This window comes from Micromonospora lupini, assembly GCF_026342015.1.
In the GTDB taxonomy this organism is placed as follows: domain Bacteria; phylum Actinomycetota; class Actinomycetes; order Mycobacteriales; family Micromonosporaceae; genus Micromonospora; species Micromonospora lupini_B.
Genome location: NZ_JAPENL010000001.1, coordinates 3005353 through 3029005 on the forward strand (window position 1 = coordinate 3005353; position 23653 = coordinate 3029005).

A 23653-nucleotide genomic window follows, 5' to 3' on the forward strand; every position below is an offset into this window, starting at 1 on the left:
GGGTCAGCTCACCCCCGACGAGGCGGAGGCGAAGAAAGCGGTGGGGCTGAGCAGGTCCAACTGCCGGGTGACCGGCGGTGTGGGCTTGGGGGGAGGATGCGGGCAACAGGTGCAGCTCTCCGGCGACGGATTGCTCTCGGGCACCAGGACGCCGCCGGTCTCCCACCACTGCCGGCCGTCGTCGGTGATGCCGTAGTAGTAGCCGCCGCCGCAGCCACCGAGGACCATGCCGCGAAACCCGTAGCGGCGGTTGCCTCGGACAGCGTTGGGGCGGCCGTGAACGACGACCCAGTCGCCGGGCCTGTACTTGCCCCGCTTGGGTATGGGGCCGACGCCGATGGCGACGATCAGGTTGCCGTCTGGGTCCCAGGCGGCGTGTTCGGAGTGGCAGTTGTCGGCGTGGTGCCGGGTCATGTCGAGTGGCTTCATTCGGTCACCACTGGGCCGAGCAGGATCGATCCGGTGCGCATCTCGGCGATGGCCGGCGCCGCGGCTGCTCGTACGTCGGCGGGGATGTGTGCGGTGGCGTCGGGGGTGCCGAGGTGTTCGAGGGCCTGGTCGACGTGGTCGGCGGGGATGGTCCAGATGCGTGAGGATTGGCTGCCGTCGGGGTGGAGGGCGACGGCGACGATGAGGTGGCGGTCGGTCATCGGCTGATCCCGGGCAGCTCGACGGTTACGATCGACGGGCCTCCGTCGTCGTCTTCGTCGTCCGGCCACTCTTCGTCGTCCTGGGCGTGCCCGCAGACGGCCGCGTCGCCGCCGCAGGTGTCGCACTCGATGAACGCCCCGCAGGCTCGGGCGACGGCGATCGCGGTCTTCTCGACGGCGTCCATGCCGGACCAGCCGTGCTCGTCGTGGTTGGCGGTGGCGACGAGCTGGCCGTCGACGTGGACTTCCAGCACCTCGTCGTCGGGCCGTTCGATGGTGATGGTGGCGCGCTGGTTGGTGTGCACGGTGGTGACATCGCTGCCGGCCTCCGGAGTGCAACAGGCCGGCTCGGTCGGCTGCTCTTCGTCGTGGCACCAGCAGCCGCACGCCGCGCACACCGGCTCGGTGCACTGGTCGTCGTGGAGGCGGCCGCCGAGCTGGAAGAGGTCGCCGAGGACGCTGTGGCACGTGTACCGGCCGCCGGCCATCAGGACGGCCAGTTCGGAGGTGATCTGCCGCTCGGCCAGCTGGCGTACGCGGCAGCCGAAGCGACGGGGGGTGACGCGGCAGCCGAGGGAGTGCTCCATCGTCCACGTGCCGTCGCCGGCGAACGTGATGACGTGCTGTGTCTCGGTGGCCAGCTCGCCGCTGGTGCTGTAGCCGCCGACGCCGTGGCGGTGCTTGGGAGCGCCGGGCAGGCACGGGCACGCGACCGCGCGGGCCTCGGCCTCGTCGATGAGGGCGGCGAGGTGGCGGGCGATGCCGTCGTGTTCGTCGGTGACGGCGGTGGCCGGCCAGGCGGCGTACCAGCCTTCGAGCATGTCGCGGATGACCTCGACCCGCTCGGCACCGGGGCGGGCGTGGGTGAAGGCGTGGGTGGCGTCGTCGAGCATCCGCTGCACGGCGTCGGGGTCGTCGACGGGGGCGAGGCGGCCGGCGGCGGCAAGGGCGTCCAGCACGGCGCGGGCGTCGGACTGCGTGTGCGGATCCCGGTAGTCCCAGGACCGCTTAAGCGCGCTGGCGGCAGCCTGAACGTCGGCGTCGTTGTACGGCTTGGTCATCGGTGTCTCCTGAGCTTGACGGCGAGCAGTCGGGCTCGGCGGGGGCGGATGCGGCGGGCGCGGATCAGCAGCGGCACGAGGTGCCGGATCACCGCCGCCCGCACGCCGTCGTCGGTCACGTCAGCCCCAGTACGAGCAGAGAAGCCACTCCGGCCGCGCCTGGGTGGGCGTGACGTCGAGCAGTTGGAGGGCGCGGGCGAGAAGGCCGTCCCACTCGTCTTGGCGCTGCCGGAGATCGCTGATCGGCACCACGTCGGCGTCGCCTCGGTGCGCGGTGAGGACCTTTGTGGTGAGCACGTACATCGGGTAGTCGCCGGAGCAGTGCGCCTCGAACCACACACCCAGCCGGCCCTTGACGACGTTCGCGCGGTCCCAGTCGTCCTCGGCGGGCGGCGCATCGGGGATCGAGTCGTACAGCCGCTTCGTCATCGCCTCGATCGGATCGAGGGCGCCGTCGACCTTCTCGTAGTCGACGGTCATCGTGGTCCGGTAGTCGTACCAGGAGTTGACGAAGTAGCCGTCGGGGTTGGTGTCTGACTCTTGAGCCTCCCGAATCAGGAGGCTGTCCTCGGAGCCGAAGTGGTAGCCGTAGGCGAGGATGCCGTTGGTTGAGGTGCCCATGGTTATCGCTCCGTCTCTTGGTCGCTGCGGGGGGAGGTGGCGATCAGGTCGAGGCGTTCGGCGATCACCTGGACCGTCGGGCACGGGCCGAAGCACAGCGGCTCTTCGCAGCCGGAGCACCACGGGCACCGGCAGTGGCAGTGCTCCCGGTCGGACTCCTCAGTCGCGAACCAGCCGCGGCCCTCGCACGTCGGGCAGTCCGGATCGGGCCGGCCCGTCGGCGACGCGTACGACGGGTGGACGTCGAGGACGCGCAGGACGACGCCGCGCAGCAGTTCGTCGACGTCGGGCCGGTTCAGGTGCTCGCGGATGGCGTGCACGGCCTGGTCGTGGGAGGCGATCAGCAGGTCGGTCACAGGACCACGTGCCTCGGGTCGTCCCACCAGCCGAAGCAGTCCCGACACTGCGACACACCCCGGAACCGGTGCAGGACCGGCAGCGCCGCCAACCGGCCGAACGGTGACCGCGGGGTCAACGGCACCGCCGCCGGCATCGGCGGCCGCGGGCGCAGCCGCCGCCGGCGGGCCTGGTTCGCCGCGTTGTTCGCGTCCATGCAGGGCCGGCACGGCTGCTCGCCGGCGACCCGGTGGCGGCTGTAGCCGGCGCGCTCACCGCAGGCGCCGGTGTCGGTCGGCGCCGCCTTCGTTGTGGTCGTCACGCCGCCAGTCCTTCCTCTCGGGCCGGACCGCGCCCGTGGCGGGCGAGGATCCGGGCGACCTGCTGTTCGTCGAGGGCAAGCACCGCGGCGACCTGCCGGGCCGTCCAGCGGTACTCGGTGGTCATCCGCAGGACCTCGTCGTCCGGGCGGGGCGTGGGCGGGGAGGCGAGCACGGGCGGGCCGGCGATCGTTGCGGCTTCCCTGAGGGCGGCGAGCGCCCCGGACGGTGAGGACCGTCCGAAGCGCTCGCGCCACGCCGTGTCGTAGTCGGCGCTCACGACGGCCGCTCCGGTGGCCGGAGCAGGTTCCGCAGGTCGAGCAGGACGTCGGCGGTCCGCCGGTCCCGGCCGGCGGTGCGCAGGCCCTCTTCGATGCGGGCGAGGGCCTGGTCGTGGCGGGCGGTGAGTTGGGCGAGCCGGACGGCCGCCGGGTCGACGGCCGGCTGTTCCTGCTTGCGGCCGATCACAGCCGGCTCCGGTTCCGCGCCTGGCCGGCCGCGGCCCGCCGCCGTTCGATGACCTGCGTCCACAGCGCGGTGAGCGCGGTGAACTCGTCGTCGCGACCCGTCTCGCACTCCGCCCGGTACTCGTCGTCGCGGTTCATCCGCCCCAGGTCGGCGTTGGAGAACGTGGCGGTGTCGAAGCCGCACCTGACGGACTCGTCGAGGGCGATCTCGGCGCGGAAGTAGCTGCCGAGCAGCTGCCCGAGCACGCAGTAGCAGTTGTGTGACATGGACAGGGCGTCGAGGTCGATGGGACCGCCGTCCTCGCCCCGGTCGAGCAGGTCGACGCGCCACCAGCCGCCGTGGTGCTCGTCGAGCCAGGTCACGCCTCGGTCGACGCGGGCCTGCAGCTCGCTGACGGTCATCGTCGGGGCGGTCAAAGCCCACCGTCCTCGGTCAGCTGCGCGATCAGGTCCCGCAGCCGGGCCAGGTCGGCGGCCCTGAAGGTCCGCAGCTCGTCGGAGCTGTCGACGTCCGCGTCGTTGCACTCCTCCGTGCACTCGTCGCGGCCGCACGGGCAGACGATCGGGGCCGGCACGAGGGGCCGGTGTCCCGCCAGGCACTCGACGTACCAGGTGCCGGCCTCCGCATCGGCGGGGAGGGCCGGCGCGTCGGTGAGGCTGCCGTGGCTGAGGCCGAGCACCAGCTCCCACCTGAGGAAGAGCAGCTCGTCGCACTGCGGCATGGGGCACCGCAGCTCGTCGTACGGACTGACCTCCGGGACGGTCACGGCCGCTCACCGCCCTTCGGCGGAACAGGCCGGTACTCGACCTGCACCACCTCGTGCGCGTACACCCGGGTCAGACCGACCGCCTCGCCGTTCTCCCAGGGCAGTTCGTGCGGCTGCTCTTCGGTGAGACCGAGGTCGTAGTCCAGGGCCCACAGCGCTCCGGCCTCGTCGCGGAGGATCAGCGAGTATCCCTGCATCCACCGCCGGGCCTCGTGGGCGATCTGGGTGACGCGCGTCCACGGGCCGACGGTCTCGCCGTCCTCCGACTCGTACAGCTCTTCGGCGTTCTCGGGGCTGATGGTCGTCATGCCGGCTCACCGCCGCCCGAGAACGCCGGCGGCGCCACCCTGCCGGCCTGCTCCGCCGCCTCGGCCTCCTTGCGCTCGCGGCGCTCGGCCATGATCTCGTCGCCGTCGGCCTCCGGCACCTGCCGCTCGCCGTCCGCGTCCTGCGCACCGTCGCCCGGGAGCACGCTGAACAGGTCCGCCGGCGGGGCGTCGTCGATGCCCGTGCGGTCCTTGAAACGGCGCTGCAGCAGCGACCGCACCGCCTCGACGTCGTCCTCGTCGGTGACGACCTCGATGTGCGCGATCCGGACCGTCGGCGTACGGCTGCCGTCCTCGCCGTCGACCTTGTAGAAGTTGGGCTCGATCCGAACGAGGCCCCAGTACGAGGCGTCGAGCAGCTCGTCGTCGACGAGCTTGTCCTCGATCTGCACCAGGCCGTTACGGGGCCGGTTCTCCTTGGACCACGCCGAACTGATGTTGACGGTTCCCACTACTGCTCCTTGCGGTGTCGGTCAGCCTGGGCGTCTGCCCGGGCCTGGTGGATCTGGGCGACGCCGTGCCAGCGCACGGCCGCCGCCATGGCCACGGCGCGCGTACGCCGGGCCTCGTCTCGTTCGGCCTTCAGGCGGGCCACCTCGGCGTCACCGAGGCCGGCCAGCAACCGGCGCAGCACCTCACGCATCGGCCACCGCTACGACTCGGCCGGGCAGCGGACCGAACGGCCCGTGCTCCAGCACCGGCCGATCGGCCAGGCCGTCGAACAGGTCGACCAGCTCCAGCGCCCGCTGCTGGGTGCCGCAGCGATCCCAGATCCGCTGGGCGCGACGCGGGCCGAGGCGCAGCGACAGGCTGGCCCGGTCGAGGCCCATGGCGACCAGGGCGAGGTCGTCGCGGTCGGCGCGGGTCAGGGTGATCACGACGCCACCTCGCGGCGGACGACCAGCACGGTGACCGGCGTCAGCCGGTGCGGGTGGTCGACGGGCACCGTGTACCGGCTCCCGCAGCCCTCTGTCGTGCACTGGTTCGCGTCGTAGCGGTAGAGGACGTTCGTGGCGGCGGCGATGCTGGTCTGCACGTACGCGTCAGCGGTGTTCTTCAGCGCCTTCCGGGCGTCGTCGCGCTCACGGCTCAGCCGGTCGATCTCGGCGTGGGCGCGGCCCAGCTCGACGTTGACGTTCCGCAGCTTCGCGAGCTCGCCGAGCGCCTGGTCGAGGTCGGCGAGCCGCGGTGCGAGCTGCCCGGCCAGCCGGGTCTTCTCGGCGCGGACCTGCTCCAGCTCGGCCACCGCGTTACGCAGCTCGCCGTCGAGCCGGTCGGCCTGGCGCCGTTCCTCGTCCCGCTTGGCCCGGAGGTGGCCGGCGCGGTTGAGCGCCTCGGCCGCCTCGTGCCTGGCGGCGGTCAGCTCGGCGGCAGTTGCGGCCTGCGCCGCGAGGTACCCCTGCTGCCATCCGTAGCCGGCGGCTGCGCGGTCGCTGACATGCGTGTGGGCGGCCAGGAAGTCCTTGGGTGGCATGGGCCGATCGGCGACCGTCGGGGGCTCAGCCCTGTCTGGCTCGGCGAGCTGGGCGTCGATCGCGGCGACCTGCTCGACGCTGTCAGCCTGCGCGACCGGGTCAGCCACCACCGGCACCGGCTCGGGCTCCGGCTCGTCGACGGGCTCCGGCTCGGCTAGCACCGCGGCCAGACCGGACTCCACGTCGAAGCCGCGGCCCAGCTCCTCAACGGTCTGCTCGTACGCCGCCTTCAACGGGTCCGCCGGCGCGGCCTTCGGCGGCTCGTACTTCCCGCAGCCGCAGACCGCGTCCTTGCAGCCCTTCCTGCCCATCCGGTGGTTCCACTGCTCGCAGCCGCACCCACGGCACGGGCCTGCGTCCACCACGGCGGCCTGGTCCGTCACCGGCGCCACGACCACCACCTCCTCTTCGGCTTGTCGTTGAGGGCGACCACGGCCACCTCGGTCAGGTGCACCGGCAGGTCGTAGCCCCGGGCCCGCAGCTCATGCAGCGCCAGCACCAGCAGCCGCGCCTGCGTCAGCCCGTCCATGTGCCGCAGCACCAGGGCGACCTGGTAGCCCGGGCACGCCTCCGGGTACAGGCACGCCTCCGCGTCGACGTGCTCCCGCACCGCGCCGACCAGCTCGACGAGCAGTGCCCGGTGCTGGTCGACGTCGGCGAGGATGTGCGGCGGCAGCGCGCTCACGGCCGCTCCCCGATCACGGGCCAGCGGATCGCCTCGACCGCGCGGATCCGCTTCGGGTTCAGCACTGTGGTCAGCGGCACGCCGTACGCGTGCGCCGTCAGGCCCAGCAGCGCCAGAGAGTCGGCCTGGTGCTCGTCGGCGACGTGGACCAGGTGCCCGTACTCGCCGATCACCGCCGACTGCACGGCGGTCTTGTCGGCGTTCCCGTTGCCAGTCGCATAGATCTTGATCTGCTGCGGCTCGACGTAGACGTAGCGGATGTCCTTGGAATAGAGCCAATGAGTCACCACGCCGTGGAGCTCGGCAAGGCGCAGCGCCGTGCCGCCCTTCCCGGCGCCGGCGTACACCGACTCGATGGCCACCAGGTGCGGCCGGCAGGCCACCGCAGCGGCGATGCTCGTGAGAACGCGGTGGATGCGAGGGTGCCCGGTGACCGTCTCGCAGACGGTGGTGCTGGTGACGACCTTCGCGGTGCCGTGGTGGTCGTGGGTGGCGCTGATGCCCGTGTTCCGCAAGGCGAGGTCGATCGCGACCATGCGCAGCTCGGTCACTGGGCACCCGCCCGAGGCGTCAGCTCGTACCGCTCGTTCAGCGCCCGCAGGATCGCCGTGGACTGGCAGGGCAGGCACACGGCCGTGTCCCGGAAGTGCGGACACGTCGCGGCCTTCCACGCCTCGCTGACCAGCTCGACGTCAGCCGGGTCCGGCACGAACAGCTCGACGCGGCTCACCGGCCCTCACCGCCCAGCGGCACGACCCGCAACGCCGGCGTCGGCGCGGCCACCAACTCGGCGGCCGTCTCCCGAACCGCGGCCGCGAACCCGTCCTCGTCGACCGCCCCGGCCAGCGCGGCGCAAACCCGGGCGTGCACCGCCCGCACCACGTGCTCGCCGGCGACGGCCAGGGCGACGATCTCCCGGACCGGATCCCAGCCGGTGATCACGACCGGCCCGGCGTACGGCATCTGCGCGGCGCCGAGCGCCATCAGCACGATGCTGCCGACCACATTGCGTTGCAGGCCCTTGACGTGGCCTTCGCCGTCGACCCAACCCATCAGCCCGTTCGGCATCCGGACCATGTCCGCCGAGTCGCCGATCGCCTCGCGGATGAGCGCGCTGACCGGCTCGACGCTGTACGAGGTGAGGGTGCCGTCGACACCGACGCGCAGGTAGCCCCTCACTGGTCGGCCGCCGATCCGGGCTGCGCCGCCGTCGGCCAGTCGTCCCCAGCCGCCGGCGGCGGCGCCGTACGCTCCCGCCGGATCCGGATCAGCAGGTTCCCCAGCTTCTCCTCATCGCCCGTCTCGTTGGCGACCAGCTCGCCGCCCCGGTTCAGCGACCGCAGCTCCTGGATCATCTGCGACAGCCGCGACACCGACGTGCGGGTGCTCAACGCCTCATCGCGGTACGCCAGCGGGTCGAAGCGGGCTTCCTCCCGCTGCACGTTGACCCGGTCCGGGTCCATCTTCGGGTCCTCGGTCGGGATGGTCAGCGCGGTGATCAGCAGGTTCCGGTACGCCGTGGTCAGCGCCTTCGGCGTACCGCGCTCGCCAGCGTCCAAGCCCTCACCGACGGACTGGGCGGTGATCATGTCGCCCTTCGGGCCGCGGATCTCGTAGGTCACGTTGACCTGCACGTCGCGCATCCGGCCGGCCATGCCGTACGAGGCGGCGACCTTGACGGGAATGACCATCACGCCGTGGCGGCGCAGCGCCGGCCCGACCGCGTTGAGGACCATGTCGATGCCGCGGTAGTTGAACTTGTAGCCGCCCTTGTCGGTCTTGATGTCCGCGCGTCCGCTCTTCGCGATCGACTTCACGTCGCGCATCACCCGCGCCCAGGCCACGTGCACGGGCACCTGGTCGACGTCCGTGATCGGGTCGGTGTAGACAACCTCGGGCAGGTCGTCGGGCTCGTCGACCGGCTGGGCCGGCCGCTGCTCGCCGGACGGCGCCGGCGTGGTGGTCGCGGCCGGCCAGCCGTCTGCCTCGGCCGCCGCGCGCTCTCGCAGGCTCACTCGAACTCTCCTGTCCGTCGGAACTCCGGGCTGATCCGGATCTGGTGGTGGGTCTTCTCGGTCACGCAGTCCGCGTACGCCTGCGGCCACTGCTCACGCAGCCGGTCCAGGTCGGTGGTCCGCTTCGTGACCGGGTCGAACGTGTAGGCCAGCTCCCCGCCGAACGTCACCGTCCGCGCGCCGGCGGCCAGCCGGGCGAGCGTCGCCCGGACCCGCTTCAACGCCCGGTCCGCGGCGCCCTTACGGGCGGACAGCTCGGCGTACTCCATGACCTCGCCGACCTCGTCGAGGCTGATCTCGCCCACCCGGTCGGGGTGCATCAGCGCGTCCATCTCGATCAGCGCCGCGGCCTTGTTCAGGTCCCAGGCCGGCTCGACGCCGGCGAGGAGGTGCTCGGTGCGGAACTGCTCGACCTCGCGCAGCACGTACCGCTCCATCGCCTCGTCGCGGTGGGCGACGGTCATCTTCAGTTCGTTGCCGCCGAGCAGCACCGCGACGTGGATGTGGTCGTAGCCGGTGACGCGCATCTGCCAGGTGCACTGAGCGAGGACGTCGTCGGGCATGTCGGAGCGCCACCGGCTGGCCTTGTACGCGCTGCGGCACTTCACCTCAAGCGCGCACCGGGTCTTCACCGACCGGTCCATCGGGCATTCCAGGACCTGCCGGTCGAGGGTGGCCATCTGCCACGGGGCGTCGACGTGGGCGACCAGGCCGACGCGTTGGATGACGGACCGCTGCCGGCGGGCCCACTCGCGGGCGACGGGCTCTTCGAGCAGGTTCCCCCAGAGCGCGGCCTCGCCGGCGTCGTCGACCAGCTCCCCGCGCTTGTCCCTGAACACGTGCACGGCGGTGTTGTGGTCGGCGACGCCGAGGATCGCGGCGACGTCGGAGGATCCGATGCCGTTGCGGCGGGCGGCGAGCCAGGTGTCGCGGGGCTCGTCGGCGGGGAGCAGCCGCACGGCGGTCGGGGTGACCCGCCGTGCGGCTGCTGGGGTGGTGTGCTGGTCGGTCACAGGAGGACCGCCAGGGCGATGCCGGGGGCGACGAGCAGCAGCCCCATCACGGCGATGATCAGGCGGGCGGTGGTGCGGCCGATGCCGCACCCGTCGGGGTTGTAGGGGCGCTCGCCGGCGGTCACTGGTCGGCCGCCTTCGGCACGGTGGTGATCGGCCCCCAGATCCTGACCAGCGAGTCCCATGAGGTGGGTGCGCCGGTCCCGACGCCGAACGCGCACCACCGCCCGTCCTTGTCCCGGTGCCATGGGCTGCCGTCCTGGTCGCGGACCTCCGTGATGTCGGGCGCGGGCTCGTTGCTCAGGATCTGCGGCTGGTGGCTGGTCAGCTCGGCGCGGAGCCGCTTCACCTCGGCGATCAGACCCGGCACCCAGCCGGCCAGCTCGCGCGCCAGCCAGGACTGGTCGGCACCGGCCGCACCGGTGTAGCGGAGCGACTGCTGCTCGATGGTGTCGAGGTTGAGGTCGCCCATCTCAGGCCACCGCCACGACGGCGAACGCGCCGGTGAAGTCCCGGTCGCTGGCCGGCGACACGATCGGCCGGATGCCGGCCTTGGCCCGCTGCACGTCGCCGATCTCCCGCAGCCACCGCCGGGCGATGTCCTGCGCGTCGACACCGTGCCGGCGCACCACCTGCGCGAGCACCAGCTCGGCGTACGGCGGCGTCCACTGCACCTCCCACGCGGCCAGGCCGACCGGCTCGGTCAGCGCGGCCGCAGGCCAGATCCGCTCAGCCGGCGCGGCGATCGCCTGCTCGACGTGGTCGTGGGCGATGGGCCAGTCACGGCGCTCCGGCACCACGGCCTGGTCGTGCACAACGACCACCGGCGTCAGCTCGACGGCCGGCTCGTGCGGCGCCCACAGGTCGAACTCGTTCGCGGCGGCCCGGCGGCGGCGGCCGAGCAGGTGCAGCCCGCCAACGGCGAGGCCGATCGGCATGAGGAACGCGCCGGCGGTCAGCAGGTCTCCAGCGATGCTCATCAGGACTCCTTGGTGGAGGCGGGATTGGTGAGGGCGCTCCGGAGCAGGGCGGAGAGGAGCACCGCCGGCCAGTAGCCGATCGTCGGCAGGGCCGGCAGCCACTCGGCCCGGGCGATGCCGACGGCGAGCATCAGCGCCCACCCGCCGAGCAGGGACAGCAGCACGCTCGTGATCAGGTGGGTGATGACCTTGTCCCTGCGGTTGCGGCGGCGGCGCTTGTCGGCGGCCAGGACCGCCCGAGCGAACGCGCTTTCGGTGTTCAGGCTCATCAGGACTCCAGGTCAGAGATGGAGAGGCTGTCGGTGTCGAGCAGCCGCCGGGCCCGGTCGCCGGCGTGGTCACGCAGGCCGAACGTCGCCGCCCTGGCCAGCTGCGTCGGGGTCAGCGCGCGGACCAGGTCCGCGTACATCTGGTCGGTGAGGCGCTGCACGACGGCCGGGTCGAGGCCGGCGCGTTTCGCGGCGAGTACGGATGCGTACGCGTCGACGGCGTAGGCGATGGTCGAGGCGATCAGCTGGGCTTCGTCGTCGGGCAGCGCCGGGTCGTCCGGGCGTAGTAGCGCGGTGGCGGTGGCTGCCTGGTCGTCGGCCGGGGTGGCTGGGGCCGGCTTGCGCGCCGGCTTCCGGCCCCACCACAGCGCGGTGAAGATGACCGACGTGGTGCCGAAGAGGATCGCGGCGAGCAGCACGAACAGCTGCGCGTTCGACAGGACGGTCTTCGTCATCGCGACGTTCATCGCGCACCGCCCGGAACCACCCGGAGCTGCCCGTCAACGACGGACACCCGCTCGACGAGGCGCTTACGGCGCCGCTTCCACCGGTCGTCGTCATCGTCGAGATCGCGGAAGACCCACCAGCTCCACAGGTTCAGCGCGAGGTTCAGCCACCGCACCCAGCCGACCCCGAGCATCCCGGAGGCGACGAACGCGACCACCACAGCGGGCAGGTAGAACGGTCGCAGCTCGTGGAACAGATTCCGGGCCAGGCTGGGCGCGCCCCGCTGGAGCAGCTTGGCGATGCTGAGCACGAGGCCGGAGAAGACCCAGGCGAGGATCACGCCGGTGGCCAGGGAGTTGAAGAGGTTGGTCATCGGGTCACCAACTTGTGGCCCAGGCGGCGCTTCGGCTCGGGCGTCTCGGTTTCCGGCTCGACCAGGCCGAGGGCCTCGGCCACGACGTCGAGCTGCCCCGTACGGGTGAGGTACGCGAGGGCGTCGGCCTGCCGTTCCTCGCGGGCGATGCGGTCCTGGACGGCGGCGGACACGCGGGCGGTGTGCGACCCGCCGTCGATGCGATCGAGCTGCGCCATCACGCACCACCCGACTGCTGAGCGAGGCGGACCATCGCGGCAGCGGCCATCGCCATCACCCGATCCGACGGCAGATCGCTGAACTCGGTGACCAGGACGTCCACCAGGTCGTCCGGGTGGTGGCCGTCGGCGAGCATCGTGCGGGTCAGCTCGACCACGCGGTCGACGCGCTTCTGCGCCTCTGCGGTCGTCTTCCGGCTCATCGCGCACCGCCCTCGGTGCCGGGCAGCTCCGCCGTCCGAGCGAACGCCTCGATCTCGTCAAGGTGCTCCGGCTGCAACCCCGTGCTGCCCTTCGGCCGGATCAGCAGCGCCCTGCCGTCGGCGATCAGCTCGTCGTGGACCTCACCCCACAGCGGCACCTCGACGTCGTCCGTCCAGATCAGCCGCCGGCCCTCGGCGAGCACCTGCCGCGCGGCGGCCAGCTTCGCCAGCGACGCCGCCGAACCGTTGATGTCCTCGGTGAACGCTCGACCGAGCACCGGCAGCCGCCACAGCCGCTCCAGTTCCTCGGCGAACGCGCACCAGGTGGTGCACCAACGGACCTCGACCGTGCCGGCCTTGTGCAGGTCGCGGATGCGGTCGACCAACGCAGGGGCCCAGCGCATCGTGTAGCCGGTGCCGGCGGCGTACGCGGTGGCCTTGGTCGGGGCAGCGCCCCAGCCGGGCCGCGAGGCGTTGATGACGCCGTCGACGTCGAGCAGCCAGATGGGTGTGTTCATCGCGCACCGCCTTCGGTGGTGATGGGCGCGGCGGGCACCCCCGCACCCGCCGCGCCCTGACCGACGCCGACCCCCGGCGGCGTCGACCACTGGCCCCCGACCGGACCGAGATCCGCTGAGTGCGCCTCGCGACGGGTGTCGGAAGCGGATCCGGTCGGGGAGTTGGTGTCCCGGAGCGCCGGGTCGGTGACCGGGCCGGGCTCGACGAGCCCGCCGAGGACCACGTCGGCGTCGGCGGCCGGCTGGTACGGGCGCGGCCGGCGGCCGGGACGCGGCACGTCGCGGTCGGCCGCAGCCGGCCACGCCGCCGCCGGCGGCTCGTCGCCCATCGCGAGCAGCTGCCGGTACGCCAGCTCCGCCTGGAGGTCCGCCGAGTACCGCTCGACCTCACCCTTGAAGAAGGAGTACGTGCCCCAGGCGTCATTCAGCCGCAGGTTGATCGCCTTGTTCTGGCTGATCGCCAGGTCGTTGAGGCCCTCGGCCTTCCACTTGGCCATCAGCTCGTCGTTCACGACGTTCCACGCGGCGGACGCGGCCTCGGCCTTCTGGGAGGCCGTACGTAGCTTGGCCCAGCGCAAAGCCAGGGCCTCGCGGTCGGAGGGTGCGAGTGGACGCATCGCCGCTCACCGCCCCGACTGCAGGTCGCCGGTGGCCGGCGCGCCCGCCTCGGTCGCGACGTGCCGATCGATCAGGTCACTGGGCTCCTTGAGCGTGTCGAAGCCGTCGTACGTCAGGCCGCAGGCGCACTGCGCGCCGCACTCACCCGGGCCGCCCTTCCACGCGCTGGAGACGCGGTGCTCGGCCTCGGCCGGTTCGGCGGACACCTCGACCGCGCGGTCCGCCATCGCGTCCACCGCCGCAGCCGGGGGGACCGCCATGGACTCGCCGTTCGCCTCAGCGACGTGCCGATCCAACTGCGCCCGAGCCTCGTCCAGCGTCTCCCCGTCGAACCTGTCACCACAGACGCACTGGGCAACCGGGCCGCTCGCCTCGTGACCGGCGGCGAGCAGCAGGTGCTCGGCGACCGCCGGCGCCGGAGCCGGCACACCCTCGAAGGAGACGGTGAGCCCCTCGCCCAGGTCCGACTCGGTCGGCGACCACGCCAGCCGCTTCGACTTGCTGGCGCCGTACCCGTCGCGCAGCTCCATGCCCAGCGCCGCCGCGACGCGGGAGATCTCGCCGTCGATCATCGTCCCGGACACCGTCAGGCCGCTCCACGACTTGAACCGCGGCTTGTGGGTCTCGACCAGGTCGGCCAGCTTCCGCAGGTCGGTCGCGATCTCGGCCGAGATCGCGACGGTCCGGGCTTCGGCGACCTGCTCGTCGGTCGCCACCCGCACCGGCTCGCTCGCCCAGAGACGCTCGCCCTGCGGCACGGTGTCGCCAATCCGCGTGACGATCAGCAGCACCTTCTCGACGGCGTCGCCGTCCCGGTCGCGGTCGGTGTAGCGGTGGGTCTGCTCGACGCGGTAGACGTGCGGCCGGTTGGTCAGGATCACGTGGTCGCGGCGCTGCAGTTCGCCGGCGGCGGTCTCGTTGGTAGGGTTCTGGTTCATCGACCTTGGGCTCCTTCGGGAGTTGGGATGAGGTCGGTTGGCGCGGACCGCCTTGCCAGAGGTGGTCCGCGTTCTTGCTGCCGGGGCGGCGTCCGGAGTGGTGTTGGGTCACGGACGCCGGCCCGGGGCTTGCCCGGCCCGCCGGTCGTAGCGATCGCGGCCCGAGGTGCGGGCGGGGATCCCGGCCCGCCGGAAACTCAGATCAGGCGACGGCGACCTTCACGCCGGCCTTGTGCGCCTTGTGGACGAACCGCCGCCACTGCTTCGGCGTGAACGTGGTGCGGCCGGTCTGCCGGCGGTAGTTGTCGGCCCGGTGCTGACCGCTCAGCGGGCTGGCCGAGTGGCCGTGCGAACCAGCGGCCTTGGCGTCGGCCGTCCGCTTGGCGCGGCCGTCGACGTCGGCGAAGCTGGCGAACTGGGCTGCCAGGTTGATCCGGCTCGGGCCGGCGGGCGGCGTCGGCGTGCCCGGGTGCGGGGCGGGGTGCGTCATCCTGCGTTCTCCTGCTGCTCGATGAACTCCAGGAGTGCCGCGCGGCTGATCCGCCGGGACGCGCCGACCTTGTAGGAACGGATGGCACCCGATCGGACCAGAGCCCAGAGCGTCCGCTCCCCCATCCCGATGGCCTCCGCTGCCTGGGGCACCGTGTAGGCCAGCTTGTAGGCCAGCCTGGCGAGGATGGCGGGGTCGACCCTGATCCCATCGGCGTCACTGCTTAGCGTTGCACTCTCATGCATGGGAGTACCGTAGCGCACTCTCACCGATGGGACCACCTCAGCCGTTCGGATGATTTGCGACACCCATCGTTCAGCGTCACTATGTAACCCATGCAGCGCTACGCAGTCCGGGCAGCGGACCGACTCAAGGAGCAACACCGCCGCACCCAACGGTGGGAGCACTCCCGTCCGCGCGACAACAGACCCACGAATGCGACCTACCTTGACCTGGTGGCAGCCGCATCCTCCGCCCAGTCGCCCGACGTCTCCCGGGCCCGCTTCGCAGCCTTCGTCGCCCGCGCCCTCACCGGCGCCCGCGACCGAGGCATGACCGACACCTCCATCGCGCGGGCCACCGGCGTCCCGCCCGCGACCTTCCACCGCTGGCAGAAGGGCGACTTCAAAACCGCCCCCGACCTGGACAAGATCCGCCGGTTCTGCGACGGCCTCGGCGTCAACCCCGCCGGCGCACTCGCCGCACTCGGCCTCTCCCCCGAACGCGACTCCCCCGAACCCGACGCGCCGCTGCCACCCGAGATCCGGCGGATCCTGCGCACCCTCGCCGACCCGAACGTCCCCGAGCCCGACAAGGCGGTGCTGCGCGAGATGCTGTCGCTGCTCGCCGAGCGCGCCGAACGCGGCAGGCCCACCTGATGGCCCGCCGCCGGAAGTACCCGCCGATCACCCTCGGCAAGGACGCGCTCTACCACGCATGGGTCGTCGTCGGCGCCAAGCCGAACGGCCGGCCCGACCAGCGGCACGTCAAGCGCAAGACCATCGAAGAGGTCGAAGAACGCGTCGACGAGCTGCTCGACCAGAAGAAGGCCGGTGCCGTCGTCAAGGCCGGCCGCGGCGTCAGCCTGCAGGAGTGGCTGGAGACGTACCTGGAGACGGTCGCCTCACGACGATGCGACCCCACAACCGTCACCGGCTACCGGACATACATGCGCAACTACGTCTACCCGGTAGCCGGGAAGGTGCGCATCGACCGGCTTACACCCGAGCACATCGACCGGATCTACCTGGCCATGCAGGACGCCGGCCGCGCCCAGGCGACCATCGTGCAGACCCACCGGATCCTGTCCCGGGCACTGGAGGTGGCGTATCGGCGGGGCATGACGCCACGCAACGCGGCCAAGGTGATCGAGGACGCGCCAAAGGCGAAGCGCAGGGAGATGCAGGCGCTCACCGAAGCCGAAGCGCTGGCCGTACTCACGGCGGCCGAGCGGATCCGCAACTCGGCACGATGGTCGGTGGGGCTCGCGATCGGACTGCGACAGGGCGAGGCGCTCGGGTTGCGCTGGTCGTACGTCGACCTGGATGCCGGGACGATGGACGTGTTCTGGCAGTTGCACCGCCGTCCGTTCGAGCACGGCTGCGGGTCGCCAGCGACGTGCGGCCGGAAGCGTGCCGGGAACTGCCCGCAGAGGAAGCAGCGGCTACGCACCGGCGAGCAGCCGATCGCCGGCGGGCTGATCCTCAAGGCGCCGAAGGGCAGCGGCAAGGCCACGATCCCGATCCCGAGCGAGCTCGTCGCCGAACTGCGCCGGCACCGCGAGGTCCAGGAGCTGGAGAAGGTGATGGCCGAGGGCGCGTACGCGACGCACGATCTCGTCTTCGCCGACGTGGACGGCTCGCCTATCGACCCGGCGCGCGACTGGGCAGAGTGGAAGAGCCTGTGCAAGGCCGCCGGGGTTCCGGACCTGCCGTTGCACGGCGGGCGACACACAGCTGCCTCACTGATGATCGCGCAGGGTGTGCCGATCGAGGTCGTGCAGGAGGTGCTGCGGCACTCGGCGATCCAGGTGACCCGCGGCTACGTACACGTCGCCTCGGACTCGGCGAAGGCGGCCACGGACCGTATGGGCGCGACGTTGCTCCGGCGACCGAGTACACCCTGAAATACACCCTTGATCTTGAACCCATAGATAGAGTCCGACCCGGGCGCCTGACCGTGAGATCAGGTGCCCGGGTCCTTTTCGCTGGTGGGGCGGACGGGACTCGAACCCGTGACCGATCGATTATGAGTCGACTGCTCTAACCCGCTGAGCTACCGCCCCCTGCTGTGTCGATGGATTATGAGTCCCCTGCTCTAACCGGCTGAGCTACCGCCCCGACACCGCGCGGATCTTATCCCGCTCGGCGGATCACGGGCCAGCGCCGGTGTGGCCCCGCCTCATCCCCGCCGCCGTCGCCACAGCAGCACGATGGGCAACGCGAGAATAACAGTGAGCAGCCAGCCCGCGACGACGACGCCCCAGAGCCACTCCTCGCCCGGCTCGGTGCCGGCGGCGACCACCACGTACGTGACCAGCAGGCTCACCGCACCCGTCAACAGGACGGCCACGCCGCTGACCACGATCGCCGCGATCTCCCACCACGGGCGGTCGGCGGACGTACGGGCCGGCTGGTCGGCGACCGAGGGCTGCGGGATGGCGTCCGGTGTGCGGGCCGGCATGGCGATGTGCCGGTCGGCCGGCACCTGGGCGTCGATGACCGGAAGCGCCGCCGGGTGCAGGTTGAACATCGTCGGCTCGACGTGCAGGACGATGGCGTCGGAGCCGATCAGTTGCCGTGCGCCGTCGGGCCAGGCGAGCATCGCGGAGCAGTCGGCGTACCGGACGGTGAGCGGGCCGTCGCTGCCCAGGTAGGTCACCCCGTCCACGCCGATCCGGAGGGCGCCGGCGCCCTGCTTCGCCGTGTACGTGGTGCCCTCGACTGTGTCGCTGGAGTGGGTGGGCGCCGCGACGAAGCCGGCCCAGTCGGCGGTGAGCCCGCGCGGCACCAGGAGCAGCGCCGACGACGTCACCTCGCCGGCCACCTCGTGCAGGTCGGCGAGGCTGACGCCCTTCAGCTCGGCCCGGTGCTCGTCGATGCTGAGGTTCGGCTCGCCGGTCAACACGTTGAGGGCGTACCCCGGCAGTCGCGCGGCGTCGACCTCGGCGGTGCCGAGCACGTCCTCCCGCTTGGCGACTGTGGCGTCCAGGTCGGCCTGCTCGATGCGTCCGACCCGCAGCTTCGCCAGCACGTCGACGAAGCCGCCGAGCACGGCGTCCTGCTTCTCCGCCAGCGCGTCGGCGAGCGCCCGCAGCGTGGCGTACCCGTCGCCGCGCGGCTCGTACCCCGTGGTGGTGGTGTAGGAGAGTCCCGACTCCTGGCGCAGTGACCGGTACAGCTCCCGCTCCAGCACGCCGGAGAAGACGGCCGCGGCGGCGCTGCGCCGCACCACCGAGTCGAGGACCACCGCGCGGGCGCCGCCGACGAAGTACGCCGGGGTCTGCGGCAGCGCCGACGAGACCGCCGGCACCGGCTGCCGGACGCCGCTGGGCAGGGCGAGGCGCAGCCCGGCGGGCACCCGGTCGCCGGCGATCCAGAGCACCGCGTTCTCCCGGGTGAACGAGCGGGACGCCCACTCGCGCAGGTGGTCCGCGGTGAGCCCGCCCAGGCCCCACTCCGGGTAGCTGCTCAGCCCGAAGTCCCGCGCGCCGTGTCGCCACAGCGGGATGTCGTCGACCGCGCCGGCGCCCCGGCTGCTCCACTCGGTGCGCAGGATGTCCTTCTCGACCTCCAGCCGTTGCACAGGCAGGTCGGACAGGTGCTCGCAGACGGCGGTCAGGAACGCCGCGATGTCCGCCTCGGAGCCCTGGGTGTGGAACATGGTGAACGCCGGGGCGGTCACGCCGTTGACGTGGTAGTCGGCCAGACCGAGCGGTGCCAGCGCGAGGTGCTCGATGAGGTGGGTGATGCCGGCGCGGTTGAGCGTCTCGTCGGCGGTGCCGACCCGGAAGGTCAGCCCGGCGAGCATCGGCCCGCCGGTGGGGGCGAGCAGCGTGGGCACCCCGTCCACGTCCAGGTGCTGGATCATGACTGGCCACCCTTCGCGTACGCCTTGGCGCGGTACTTCGTGAAGCCCTCGGCGTCGTCCACGTAGGCCCAGGGGTATTCGGTGCCCCGGTTGCCGAGGGCGGTGAACTGGCCGGCGGCGGCGGACCACTGTTCGGTGAGGCTGAACATCAGCGCGAACGTCGAGCGGACCCACACCCAGCCCGGCCGGTCGACGAAGTCCGGGTGCAGCACGGATCGCTGCCCGGCCTGCATGACCTCGTCCACGACGGGCGTGCTGCGCAGGTACGCGGTGCGCTCCCGTTCGGTGTCGAAGTCCAGCCAGCGTTCCAGGTGCGCCTCGGCGACCAGCACGGCGTTGGCCGCCCCGGCCGGAGCGGCCTGCGCGCACTCGCGGGCGAACGCGAAGGCCCGGTCCCAGTCGCCGCTCCACTTGGGGCACAGCTGCTGGAGCAGGGCCGCCTGTGCGGGCGCGTGGTGGGGGTGCTCGCGGGCGAGCCTGTCGTAGCGGCGGCGGGCCTCGTTCTGGCCCAGTTGCAGCCCCCGGGCGAGGGTGATCCGTTGGGTCCAGGCGGCCGCGTCGTCGGGGTACCGGGCGGTGACGTCGATGAGCACCCGCTCGGCGCGACGCAGGTGCTCGTGGAACTGGTCGAACTGCGACCGGCTGACGTGTTGGGCCCGGTAGGAGCTGCGGATCCGCCAGCCGTCGCAGATGAGGTGGGTTCCGTGCAGGGTGCCCGCCAGCCTGTCGGTCGGGTCGTCGTCGTACACGCGATGCAGGAACGCCGCGGACTCGGCGTGGTCGCCGGCCTCCCTGACGAGGAGTGTGTGAAAGGCGGGGTCCCGGTCGGCGAACACGGCCCGGACGGCGGGCCAGTCGGCGGCGTCGAGCGCCTTGCGCAGGTCGTTGACCTCGGGGTACGCGGCAGCGGCATCGAAGGTGGGTGCCGGGAGGGGGGCGGGCATGGCGGCGATCATAGGTGATCAACTACGGCTGCGGGGGCCTCGTCCGAGGCGGGCTCAGCCGGCGCGCAGCTCCTCCAGCACCGCCCCGGCGGCACGCCAACCGCTTGCGAGAGCGCCCTGGATCGATGGACTGTCCCGGTGGTCACCGGCCACGAACAGCCCCTCCCCCATCGAGACGGGCTTGCGCAGCCGTCCCTGCGGCGGCGGCGCGGCGGGCAGCGCGTCCGGGACGGCCACTGTGGTGAGGTGGGTCCAGTCGGCGGTGGATCGGCCGTACAGCCGGGTCAACTCGGCCCGGATGGTCGACTCGGGCGGGGCCTTCGGACCCACCACCGACGTGGCCACGAGGTGCCGCCCGGCGGGCGCGTACGTGCTGACGGCGTTGCTGAGCACCACCGTGTTCGCCACGATCTCCCGCCGCTCGCCGTCGACGAGCAGGATCGGCTCGGCGAGCGGCGGCTCGGGCGCGCTGTGGTAGTAGGTCGTGTAGCTGTGCATGCGTACCGTCGCCAGGGCCGGCAGCAGCGCGGCCGCGGCGGGCGGGTCGACGGCGACCACGACGGCCCGGCAGCGGATGTCGCCGGCCTGCGTGCGGACCAGGCCGGGCGCGACCTGCGCGACAGGGGTGTCCAGGTCGAGCAGGTCGGCGGGCAGCGGATCGGCGATGGCCCGCGGCAGCGCGGCCATCCCCTCGGCGGGCAGGCCGATCCGGCCGCGGGCGAACGAGCGCAGCACCATCGCGAGCACGTGGCTGGACGTGGCCAGCTCCCGGTCGATGAACACGCCGGACAGGAACGGTCGCAGCAGCTCCTCGATGATCGCGTCGGAGAGACCGGCGCGGCGCAGCGCCGTCTCGGCGGTCGTCTCCGGCGCGGAGAGCAGCCGGGACACCGGCAGCGTGGCGCAGCCGGTGGCGAGGGCGGCGAAGCGCAGCCGGTCGAGCAACGAGCCCACACCTGCCAGCGCGGTGCCGGGGGCCCCGGTCGGCTCCCGCAGAGGGTTGACCAGCCGCAGCAGGTCGTCGCCCCGGCGCACAAGCACCCCGGACGTGAAGTAGCCGAGGTCGAGCCGGTCGGTGTCGAGCAGCGTGCCGAGCCGCGGGTACGCCGTGTTGAGCACCTGGAAACCCCTGTCGATCAGGTATCCGTCGACGACGTCGGTGGCGACGCGACCGCCGAGCCGGCCGCCGGCTTCCAGCAGCCGCCAGGGCACGCCGGCGCGGTGCAGCCGGCGGGCGGCGGCGAGGCCGGCAAGGCCGCCGCCGACGACGACCACGTCGGTCTCAGCCAGCATCGCGCGCCTCCCGCTCGCCGTTCGCCCGGGACAACCGGCCCGGCCACCAGACCTTCGGCCCGATGTCGTACGCGAGCGCGGGCACCAGCAGCGACCGGACGATGATCGTGTCGATCAGTACCCCGATCGCGACTGCGGTACCCAACTCGACGAGGATCACCAGCGGCAGGACGGCCAGGGCGGAGAACGTCGCGGCGAGCACGATGCCGGCGGAGGTGATCACCCCGCCGGTGACGGCGAGGCCGGCGAGCACGCCGGCGCGGGTGCCCCGTTTGACCGACTCCTCCCGCACCCGGCTCATCAGGAAGATGTTGTAGTCGATCCCGAGGGCGACCAGGAAGACGAACGCGAACAGCGGGAACGACGAGTCCACGCCGGGGAAGTCGAAGACGTGGCGGAACAGCAGCGCGCAGAGGCCGAGGGTGGCCGCGAAGCTGAGCAGCACCGTGGCGATGAGCAGCACGGGAGCGAGGAGGGCTCGTAGCAGCAGGGCCAGGATGACCGCGATGACTAGCAGTACCACCGGGATGATGACGTTCTGGTCGCGCTTCGCGGCGTCGGAGGTGTCCACGTTGATCGCGGTGAAGCCGCCGACCACGGCGTCCGCGCCGGGCACCTGGTGTACGGCCACCCGCAGCTCGCGGATGGTCCGCTCGGCGCCGTCGCTGTCGGGCGGGTCGGCGAGCGTCGCCTCCAACTGCACCCGCCCGTCGACGACCTTGGGCGGGGCATTCCCCTCGGGCGGGCCGGTCTGTGGGCCGCTGGAGAGCGGACGGACGTCGGCGACGCCGCGTACGCCCTGGGCCGCCTGCGCCACCTGCCGCGCGGTCTGCTCGGTGGTGAAGATGGTGGCCGGGCTGCCGGTGCCGGCCGGGTAGTGGCGGGCGATCACTTCCTGGCCGTCCACCGAGTCGGTGCGCTGGGTGAACAGGTCGGACTGCCCGAGGGTGGTCGCACCGAGCTGGGTCAGGCCGAGCGTGAGGAGAGCCAGGACGACTGCGGTGCTCAGCCAGATCGGTCGGGCGTGCCGGGCCACGAAACCGGCGATGCGACTCCAGATGCCGTGCTCGGCCTGCGGATCGGCCTGGTCGGCTCGGGGACGGCGGGGCCAGAACGCCCACCGGCCGCCGAGCACCAGCAGCGCGGGCAGGAAGGTGAGCATCACCAGCAGCGTGGCGGCGATGCCGATGGCGGCGACCGGGCCGAGCGCCCGGTTGGAGTTGAGGCTGGACAGCAGCAGGCAGAGCAGGCTGACGATGACAGTGCCGCCGGACGCGATGATGGCCGGTGCGGCACCCCTCCACGCGGCGCGCATCGCGTCCCACGGGCGGTCGTGCCGGTGCAGCTCCTCCCGGTAGCGGGCGATCATCAGCAGCGCGTAGTCGGTGCCGGCGCCGAAGACCAGCACGGTGAGGATGCCCTGTGCCTGGCCGTTGAGCTTGACGATGTCGGCGTCGGCGAGCAGGTAGACGAAGACCGAGGCCAGCGCGTACGACATTCCGGCGGCCAGCAGCGGAAAGATCCACAGGACCGGGCTGCGGTAGACGATCAGCAGGATGACCAGCACCACCACGAGCGTGACGAGCAGCAGTGGCCCGTCGATGGCGGAGAACACCTTGATCAGGTCGGCGAGCAGGCCGGCCGGGCCGGCGACGTCCACGGTGAGCCCGTCCCGGTCGCCGCCGGCGAGGTCGCGCACCTGTTCGACGACCGCGCTGATCTCCTCGCCCTCGGCGTCGTCCACGGGCACGACGACCTGGAGCGCCTGACCGTCCTCGCTGGGGATCGGCGGGGGAAGCGGGGTGACCACGCCGGGGATCTGGGCGAACCGGGCGGCGTCGGCAGCCACCCGCTGCCGGTCGGCGTCGGTGATTCCCGTCGACCGCTCGTAGACGACAAGAGCAGGCACGGTCTGCCGGTCGACGAAGCCACCGGCGAGGTCCTGGGCACGGGTCGCCTCGGCGTCGGTGGGCAGGAAGGCGGCGTTGTCGTTGGTGGCGACCTCGCTGAGCCGCCCGGCGTACGGGCCGGCCACGCCGCCGATCACCAGCCAGGCCAGCACGACCGCCACCGCGATCAGTGTGGCCCGGCCGAAGCCACCTCGTCCGGACATGGCGCTCACCCCAAGAATCGACGCATCAATCGACGCAGCGGGAGTCTAAGTCGACATCGACCATCCTGCCGGGCGAGCGCGTCGAGGGAGGGCGAAACCGGGTGGCCGCAGACGAAAACGCCCGTCGGCGTACTGCCGACGGGCGCTGGGTGGAGAAGCTCCCCCGATTGGACTCGAACCAATAACCTGCCGGTTAACAGCCGGCTGCTCTGCCAATTGAGCTACAGGGGATCGTGCACCGCCTGGGACCGGATCTCGCCGGTGCCCTGCGACGGGACAAGAGTACAGGACATCCCCCGGTGATGGTCCAGTGGGTTCCACAGGCATCGGCCTTGATCCACATTCGCAGCTCAGCGCCGCGCCCGGATCGCAATCGGGGCAAATCGCCATCCCGGCACAAGCAGGCTTGAGCGGGGAGCAGGAT

The 23653-nt window shown here is 72.1% G+C and carries 41 protein-coding genes and 2 tRNA genes; 2 read left to right on the plus strand and 41 right to left on the minus strand.

Translation table 11 applies throughout. The annotated features are described in order from the left end of the window. Positions 1–3 precede the first annotated feature (3 nt). From OOJ91_RS13825 to OOJ91_RS13995, 35 genes are all read right to left on the minus strand, one after another. Positions 4–429 (minus strand): hypothetical protein, encoded by a 426-nt coding sequence (locus OOJ91_RS13825; RefSeq protein WP_266244991.1) that lies wholly within the window; start codon positions 427–429, stop codon positions 4–6. Then, positions 426–650 carry a hypothetical protein gene (locus OOJ91_RS13830; RefSeq protein ID WP_266244992.1) on the minus strand — a complete coding sequence of 75 codons (225 nt, stop codon included), beginning with the start codon at positions 648–650 and terminating at the stop codon, positions 426–428. Before OOJ91_RS13830 ends, OOJ91_RS13825 begins: the two co-directional genes overlap by 4 nt. Then, complete coding sequence (locus OOJ91_RS13835; protein ID WP_266244993.1) at positions 647–1711, minus strand: hypothetical protein; 1065 nt, start codon at positions 1709–1711, stop codon at positions 647–649. The genes OOJ91_RS13830 and OOJ91_RS13835 overlap by 4 nt, the downstream gene beginning before the upstream one ends. Then, positions 1708–1830, minus strand: coding sequence for a hypothetical protein (locus OOJ91_RS13840; protein WP_266244994.1), 123 nt, complete (start codon positions 1828–1830; stop codon positions 1708–1710). Before OOJ91_RS13840 ends, OOJ91_RS13835 begins: the two co-directional genes overlap by 4 nt. A gap of 1 nt (position 1831) precedes the next feature. After that, complete coding sequence (locus OOJ91_RS13845; protein WP_266244995.1) at positions 1832–2332, minus strand: hypothetical protein; 501 nt, start codon at positions 2330–2332, stop codon at positions 1832–1834. Positions 2333–2334: 2 nt separating this feature from the next. Beyond that, a complete protein-coding gene (locus OOJ91_RS13850) occupies positions 2335–2688 on the minus strand; it encodes a hypothetical protein (RefSeq protein ID WP_266244996.1) in 354 nt (117 codons plus the stop codon). After that, positions 2685–2990 carry a hypothetical protein gene (locus OOJ91_RS13855; RefSeq protein WP_266244997.1) on the minus strand — a complete coding sequence of 102 codons (306 nt, stop codon included), beginning with the start codon at positions 2988–2990 and terminating at the stop codon, positions 2685–2687. Before OOJ91_RS13855 ends, OOJ91_RS13850 begins: the two co-directional genes overlap by 4 nt. Further along, the gene (locus tag OOJ91_RS13860) at positions 2987–3268 is read right to left on the minus strand and encodes a hypothetical protein (protein WP_266244998.1); all 282 of its coding nucleotides are present in this window, start codon (positions 3266–3268) and stop codon (positions 2987–2989) included. The genes OOJ91_RS13855 and OOJ91_RS13860 overlap by 4 nt, the downstream gene beginning before the upstream one ends. Beyond that, positions 3265–3456 (minus strand): hypothetical protein, encoded by a 192-nt coding sequence (locus tag OOJ91_RS13865; protein WP_266244999.1) that lies wholly within the window; start codon positions 3454–3456, stop codon positions 3265–3267. Before OOJ91_RS13865 ends, OOJ91_RS13860 begins: the two co-directional genes overlap by 4 nt. Beyond that, complete coding sequence (locus OOJ91_RS13870; protein ID WP_266245000.1) at positions 3453–3857, minus strand: hypothetical protein; 405 nt, start codon at positions 3855–3857, stop codon at positions 3453–3455. Before OOJ91_RS13870 ends, OOJ91_RS13865 begins: the two co-directional genes overlap by 4 nt. A gap of 11 nt (positions 3858–3868) precedes the next feature. Continuing rightward, positions 3869–4222, minus strand: a complete 354-nt coding sequence (locus tag OOJ91_RS13875; protein ID WP_266245001.1) for a hypothetical protein — start codon at positions 4220–4222, stop codon at positions 3869–3871. Beyond that, the gene (locus OOJ91_RS13880) at positions 4219–4530 is read right to left on the minus strand and encodes a hypothetical protein (protein ID WP_266245002.1); all 312 of its coding nucleotides are present in this window, start codon (positions 4528–4530) and stop codon (positions 4219–4221) included. The genes OOJ91_RS13875 and OOJ91_RS13880 overlap by 4 nt, the downstream gene beginning before the upstream one ends. Continuing rightward, positions 4527–5000 (minus strand): hypothetical protein, encoded by a 474-nt coding sequence (locus OOJ91_RS13885; RefSeq protein WP_266245003.1) that lies wholly within the window; start codon positions 4998–5000, stop codon positions 4527–4529. Before OOJ91_RS13885 ends, OOJ91_RS13880 begins: the two co-directional genes overlap by 4 nt. Beyond that, on the minus strand, positions 5000–5191 hold the full coding sequence (locus OOJ91_RS13890) for a hypothetical protein (RefSeq protein WP_266245004.1): 192 nt from the start codon (positions 5189–5191) through the stop codon (positions 5000–5002). The genes OOJ91_RS13885 and OOJ91_RS13890 overlap by 1 nt, the downstream gene beginning before the upstream one ends. Next, positions 5184–5426, minus strand: a complete 243-nt coding sequence (locus OOJ91_RS13895; RefSeq protein WP_266245005.1) for a hypothetical protein — start codon at positions 5424–5426, stop codon at positions 5184–5186. The genes OOJ91_RS13890 and OOJ91_RS13895 overlap by 8 nt, the downstream gene beginning before the upstream one ends. Further along, positions 5423–6415, minus strand: a complete 993-nt coding sequence (locus tag OOJ91_RS13900) for a hypothetical protein (protein WP_266245006.1) — start codon at positions 6413–6415, stop codon at positions 5423–5425. The genes OOJ91_RS13895 and OOJ91_RS13900 overlap by 4 nt, the downstream gene beginning before the upstream one ends. Next, positions 6403–6708 (minus strand): hypothetical protein, encoded by a 306-nt coding sequence (locus OOJ91_RS13905; RefSeq protein ID WP_266245007.1) that lies wholly within the window; start codon positions 6706–6708, stop codon positions 6403–6405. The genes OOJ91_RS13900 and OOJ91_RS13905 overlap by 13 nt, the downstream gene beginning before the upstream one ends. Then, positions 6705–7259 carry a crossover junction endodeoxyribonuclease RuvC gene (locus tag OOJ91_RS13910; RefSeq protein ID WP_266245008.1) on the minus strand — a complete coding sequence of 185 codons (555 nt, stop codon included), beginning with the start codon at positions 7257–7259 and terminating at the stop codon, positions 6705–6707. The genes OOJ91_RS13905 and OOJ91_RS13910 overlap by 4 nt, the downstream gene beginning before the upstream one ends. Further along, complete coding sequence (locus OOJ91_RS13915) at positions 7256–7438, minus strand: hypothetical protein (protein WP_266245009.1); 183 nt, start codon at positions 7436–7438, stop codon at positions 7256–7258. Before OOJ91_RS13915 ends, OOJ91_RS13910 begins: the two co-directional genes overlap by 4 nt. Then, entirely contained in the window at positions 7435–7887 is a 453-nt protein-coding gene (locus tag OOJ91_RS13920; protein ID WP_266245010.1) for a hypothetical protein, read from the minus strand. The genes OOJ91_RS13915 and OOJ91_RS13920 overlap by 4 nt, the downstream gene beginning before the upstream one ends. Next, the gene (locus tag OOJ91_RS13925) at positions 7884–8723 is read right to left on the minus strand and encodes an ERF family protein (RefSeq protein ID WP_266245011.1); all 840 of its coding nucleotides are present in this window, start codon (positions 8721–8723) and stop codon (positions 7884–7886) included. Before OOJ91_RS13925 ends, OOJ91_RS13920 begins: the two co-directional genes overlap by 4 nt. After that, entirely contained in the window at positions 8720–9736 is a 1017-nt protein-coding gene (locus OOJ91_RS13930) for a YqaJ viral recombinase family protein (RefSeq protein ID WP_266245012.1), read from the minus strand. Before OOJ91_RS13930 ends, OOJ91_RS13925 begins: the two co-directional genes overlap by 4 nt. Then, positions 9733–9861 carry a hypothetical protein gene (locus OOJ91_RS13935; protein ID WP_266245013.1) on the minus strand — a complete coding sequence of 43 codons (129 nt, stop codon included), beginning with the start codon at positions 9859–9861 and terminating at the stop codon, positions 9733–9735. The genes OOJ91_RS13930 and OOJ91_RS13935 overlap by 4 nt, the downstream gene beginning before the upstream one ends. Next, positions 9858–10208 carry a hypothetical protein gene (locus tag OOJ91_RS13940; RefSeq protein WP_266245014.1) on the minus strand — a complete coding sequence of 117 codons (351 nt, stop codon included), beginning with the start codon at positions 10206–10208 and terminating at the stop codon, positions 9858–9860. The genes OOJ91_RS13935 and OOJ91_RS13940 overlap by 4 nt, the downstream gene beginning before the upstream one ends. A gap of 1 nt (position 10209) precedes the next feature. Then, a complete protein-coding gene (locus tag OOJ91_RS13945) occupies positions 10210–10716 on the minus strand; it encodes a hypothetical protein (protein ID WP_266245015.1) in 507 nt (168 codons plus the stop codon). Beyond that, positions 10716–10985, minus strand: coding sequence for a hypothetical protein (locus tag OOJ91_RS13950; protein ID WP_266245016.1), 270 nt, complete (start codon positions 10983–10985; stop codon positions 10716–10718). The genes OOJ91_RS13945 and OOJ91_RS13950 overlap by 1 nt, the downstream gene beginning before the upstream one ends. After that, complete coding sequence (locus OOJ91_RS13955) at positions 10985–11440, minus strand: hypothetical protein (protein WP_266245017.1); 456 nt, start codon at positions 11438–11440, stop codon at positions 10985–10987. Before OOJ91_RS13955 ends, OOJ91_RS13950 begins: the two co-directional genes overlap by 1 nt. 8 nt (positions 11441–11448) lie before the next feature. After that, positions 11449–11805, minus strand: a complete 357-nt coding sequence (locus OOJ91_RS13960) for a hypothetical protein (RefSeq protein ID WP_266245018.1) — start codon at positions 11803–11805, stop codon at positions 11449–11451. Next, the gene (locus OOJ91_RS13965; protein ID WP_266245020.1) at positions 11802–12023 is read right to left on the minus strand and encodes a hypothetical protein; all 222 of its coding nucleotides are present in this window, start codon (positions 12021–12023) and stop codon (positions 11802–11804) included. The genes OOJ91_RS13960 and OOJ91_RS13965 overlap by 4 nt, the downstream gene beginning before the upstream one ends. Further along, on the minus strand, positions 12023–12226 hold the full coding sequence (locus OOJ91_RS13970) for a hypothetical protein (protein ID WP_266245021.1): 204 nt from the start codon (positions 12224–12226) through the stop codon (positions 12023–12025). Before OOJ91_RS13970 ends, OOJ91_RS13965 begins: the two co-directional genes overlap by 1 nt. Further along, positions 12223–12744 (minus strand): hypothetical protein, encoded by a 522-nt coding sequence (locus OOJ91_RS13975; protein WP_266245022.1) that lies wholly within the window; start codon positions 12742–12744, stop codon positions 12223–12225. Before OOJ91_RS13975 ends, OOJ91_RS13970 begins: the two co-directional genes overlap by 4 nt. Beyond that, positions 12741–13361, minus strand: coding sequence for a hypothetical protein (locus OOJ91_RS13980; RefSeq protein ID WP_266245023.1), 621 nt, complete (start codon positions 13359–13361; stop codon positions 12741–12743). The genes OOJ91_RS13975 and OOJ91_RS13980 overlap by 4 nt, the downstream gene beginning before the upstream one ends. A gap of 6 nt (positions 13362–13367) precedes the next feature. Continuing rightward, on the minus strand, positions 13368–14300 hold the full coding sequence (locus tag OOJ91_RS13985) for a hypothetical protein (protein WP_266245024.1): 933 nt from the start codon (positions 14298–14300) through the stop codon (positions 13368–13370). A 202-nt stretch (positions 14301–14502) separates the two neighbouring features. Further along, a complete protein-coding gene (locus OOJ91_RS13990) occupies positions 14503–14790 on the minus strand; it encodes a hypothetical protein (protein ID WP_266245025.1) in 288 nt (95 codons plus the stop codon). Next, entirely contained in the window at positions 14787–15035 is a 249-nt protein-coding gene (locus OOJ91_RS13995; RefSeq protein WP_266245026.1) for a helix-turn-helix domain-containing protein, read from the minus strand. Before OOJ91_RS13995 ends, OOJ91_RS13990 begins: the two co-directional genes overlap by 4 nt. A 90-nt stretch (positions 15036–15125) precedes the next feature. Here OOJ91_RS13995 and OOJ91_RS14000 point away from each other — a divergent pair, with 90 nt between their 5' ends. After that, entirely contained in the window at positions 15126–15668 is a 543-nt protein-coding gene (locus OOJ91_RS14000; protein WP_266245027.1) for a helix-turn-helix domain-containing protein, read from the plus strand. After that, a complete protein-coding gene (locus OOJ91_RS14005) occupies positions 15668–16915 on the plus strand; it encodes a tyrosine-type recombinase/integrase (protein WP_266245028.1) in 1248 nt (415 codons plus the stop codon). Before OOJ91_RS14000 ends, OOJ91_RS14005 begins: the two co-directional genes overlap by 1 nt. A gap of 82 nt (positions 16916–16997) precedes the next feature. Here OOJ91_RS14005 and OOJ91_RS14010 read toward each other — a convergent pair. The 6 genes from OOJ91_RS14010 to OOJ91_RS14035 form a co-directional block, all read right to left on the minus strand. Then, a tRNA-Ile gene (locus tag OOJ91_RS14010) sits at positions 16998–17074 on the minus strand. A 116-nt stretch (positions 17075–17190) separates the two neighbouring features. Continuing rightward, on the minus strand, positions 17191–18879 hold the full coding sequence (locus OOJ91_RS14015) for an insulinase family protein (RefSeq protein WP_266245029.1): 1689 nt from the start codon (positions 18877–18879) through the stop codon (positions 17191–17193). After that, positions 18876–19823 carry a hypothetical protein gene (locus OOJ91_RS14020; RefSeq protein ID WP_266245030.1) on the minus strand — a complete coding sequence of 316 codons (948 nt, stop codon included), beginning with the start codon at positions 19821–19823 and terminating at the stop codon, positions 18876–18878. Before OOJ91_RS14020 ends, OOJ91_RS14015 begins: the two co-directional genes overlap by 4 nt. A gap of 54 nt (positions 19824–19877) precedes the next feature. Further along, a complete protein-coding gene (locus OOJ91_RS14025) occupies positions 19878–21116 on the minus strand; it encodes an FAD-dependent oxidoreductase (protein ID WP_266245031.1) in 1239 nt (412 codons plus the stop codon). Beyond that, on the minus strand, positions 21106–23229 hold the full coding sequence (locus OOJ91_RS14030) for an MMPL family transporter (RefSeq protein ID WP_266245032.1): 2124 nt from the start codon (positions 23227–23229) through the stop codon (positions 21106–21108). The genes OOJ91_RS14025 and OOJ91_RS14030 overlap by 11 nt, the downstream gene beginning before the upstream one ends. A gap of 158 nt (positions 23230–23387) precedes the next feature. Beyond that, positions 23388–23460 (minus strand) — tRNA-Asn (locus OOJ91_RS14035). Between the last annotated feature and the right edge of the window lie 193 nt (positions 23461–23653).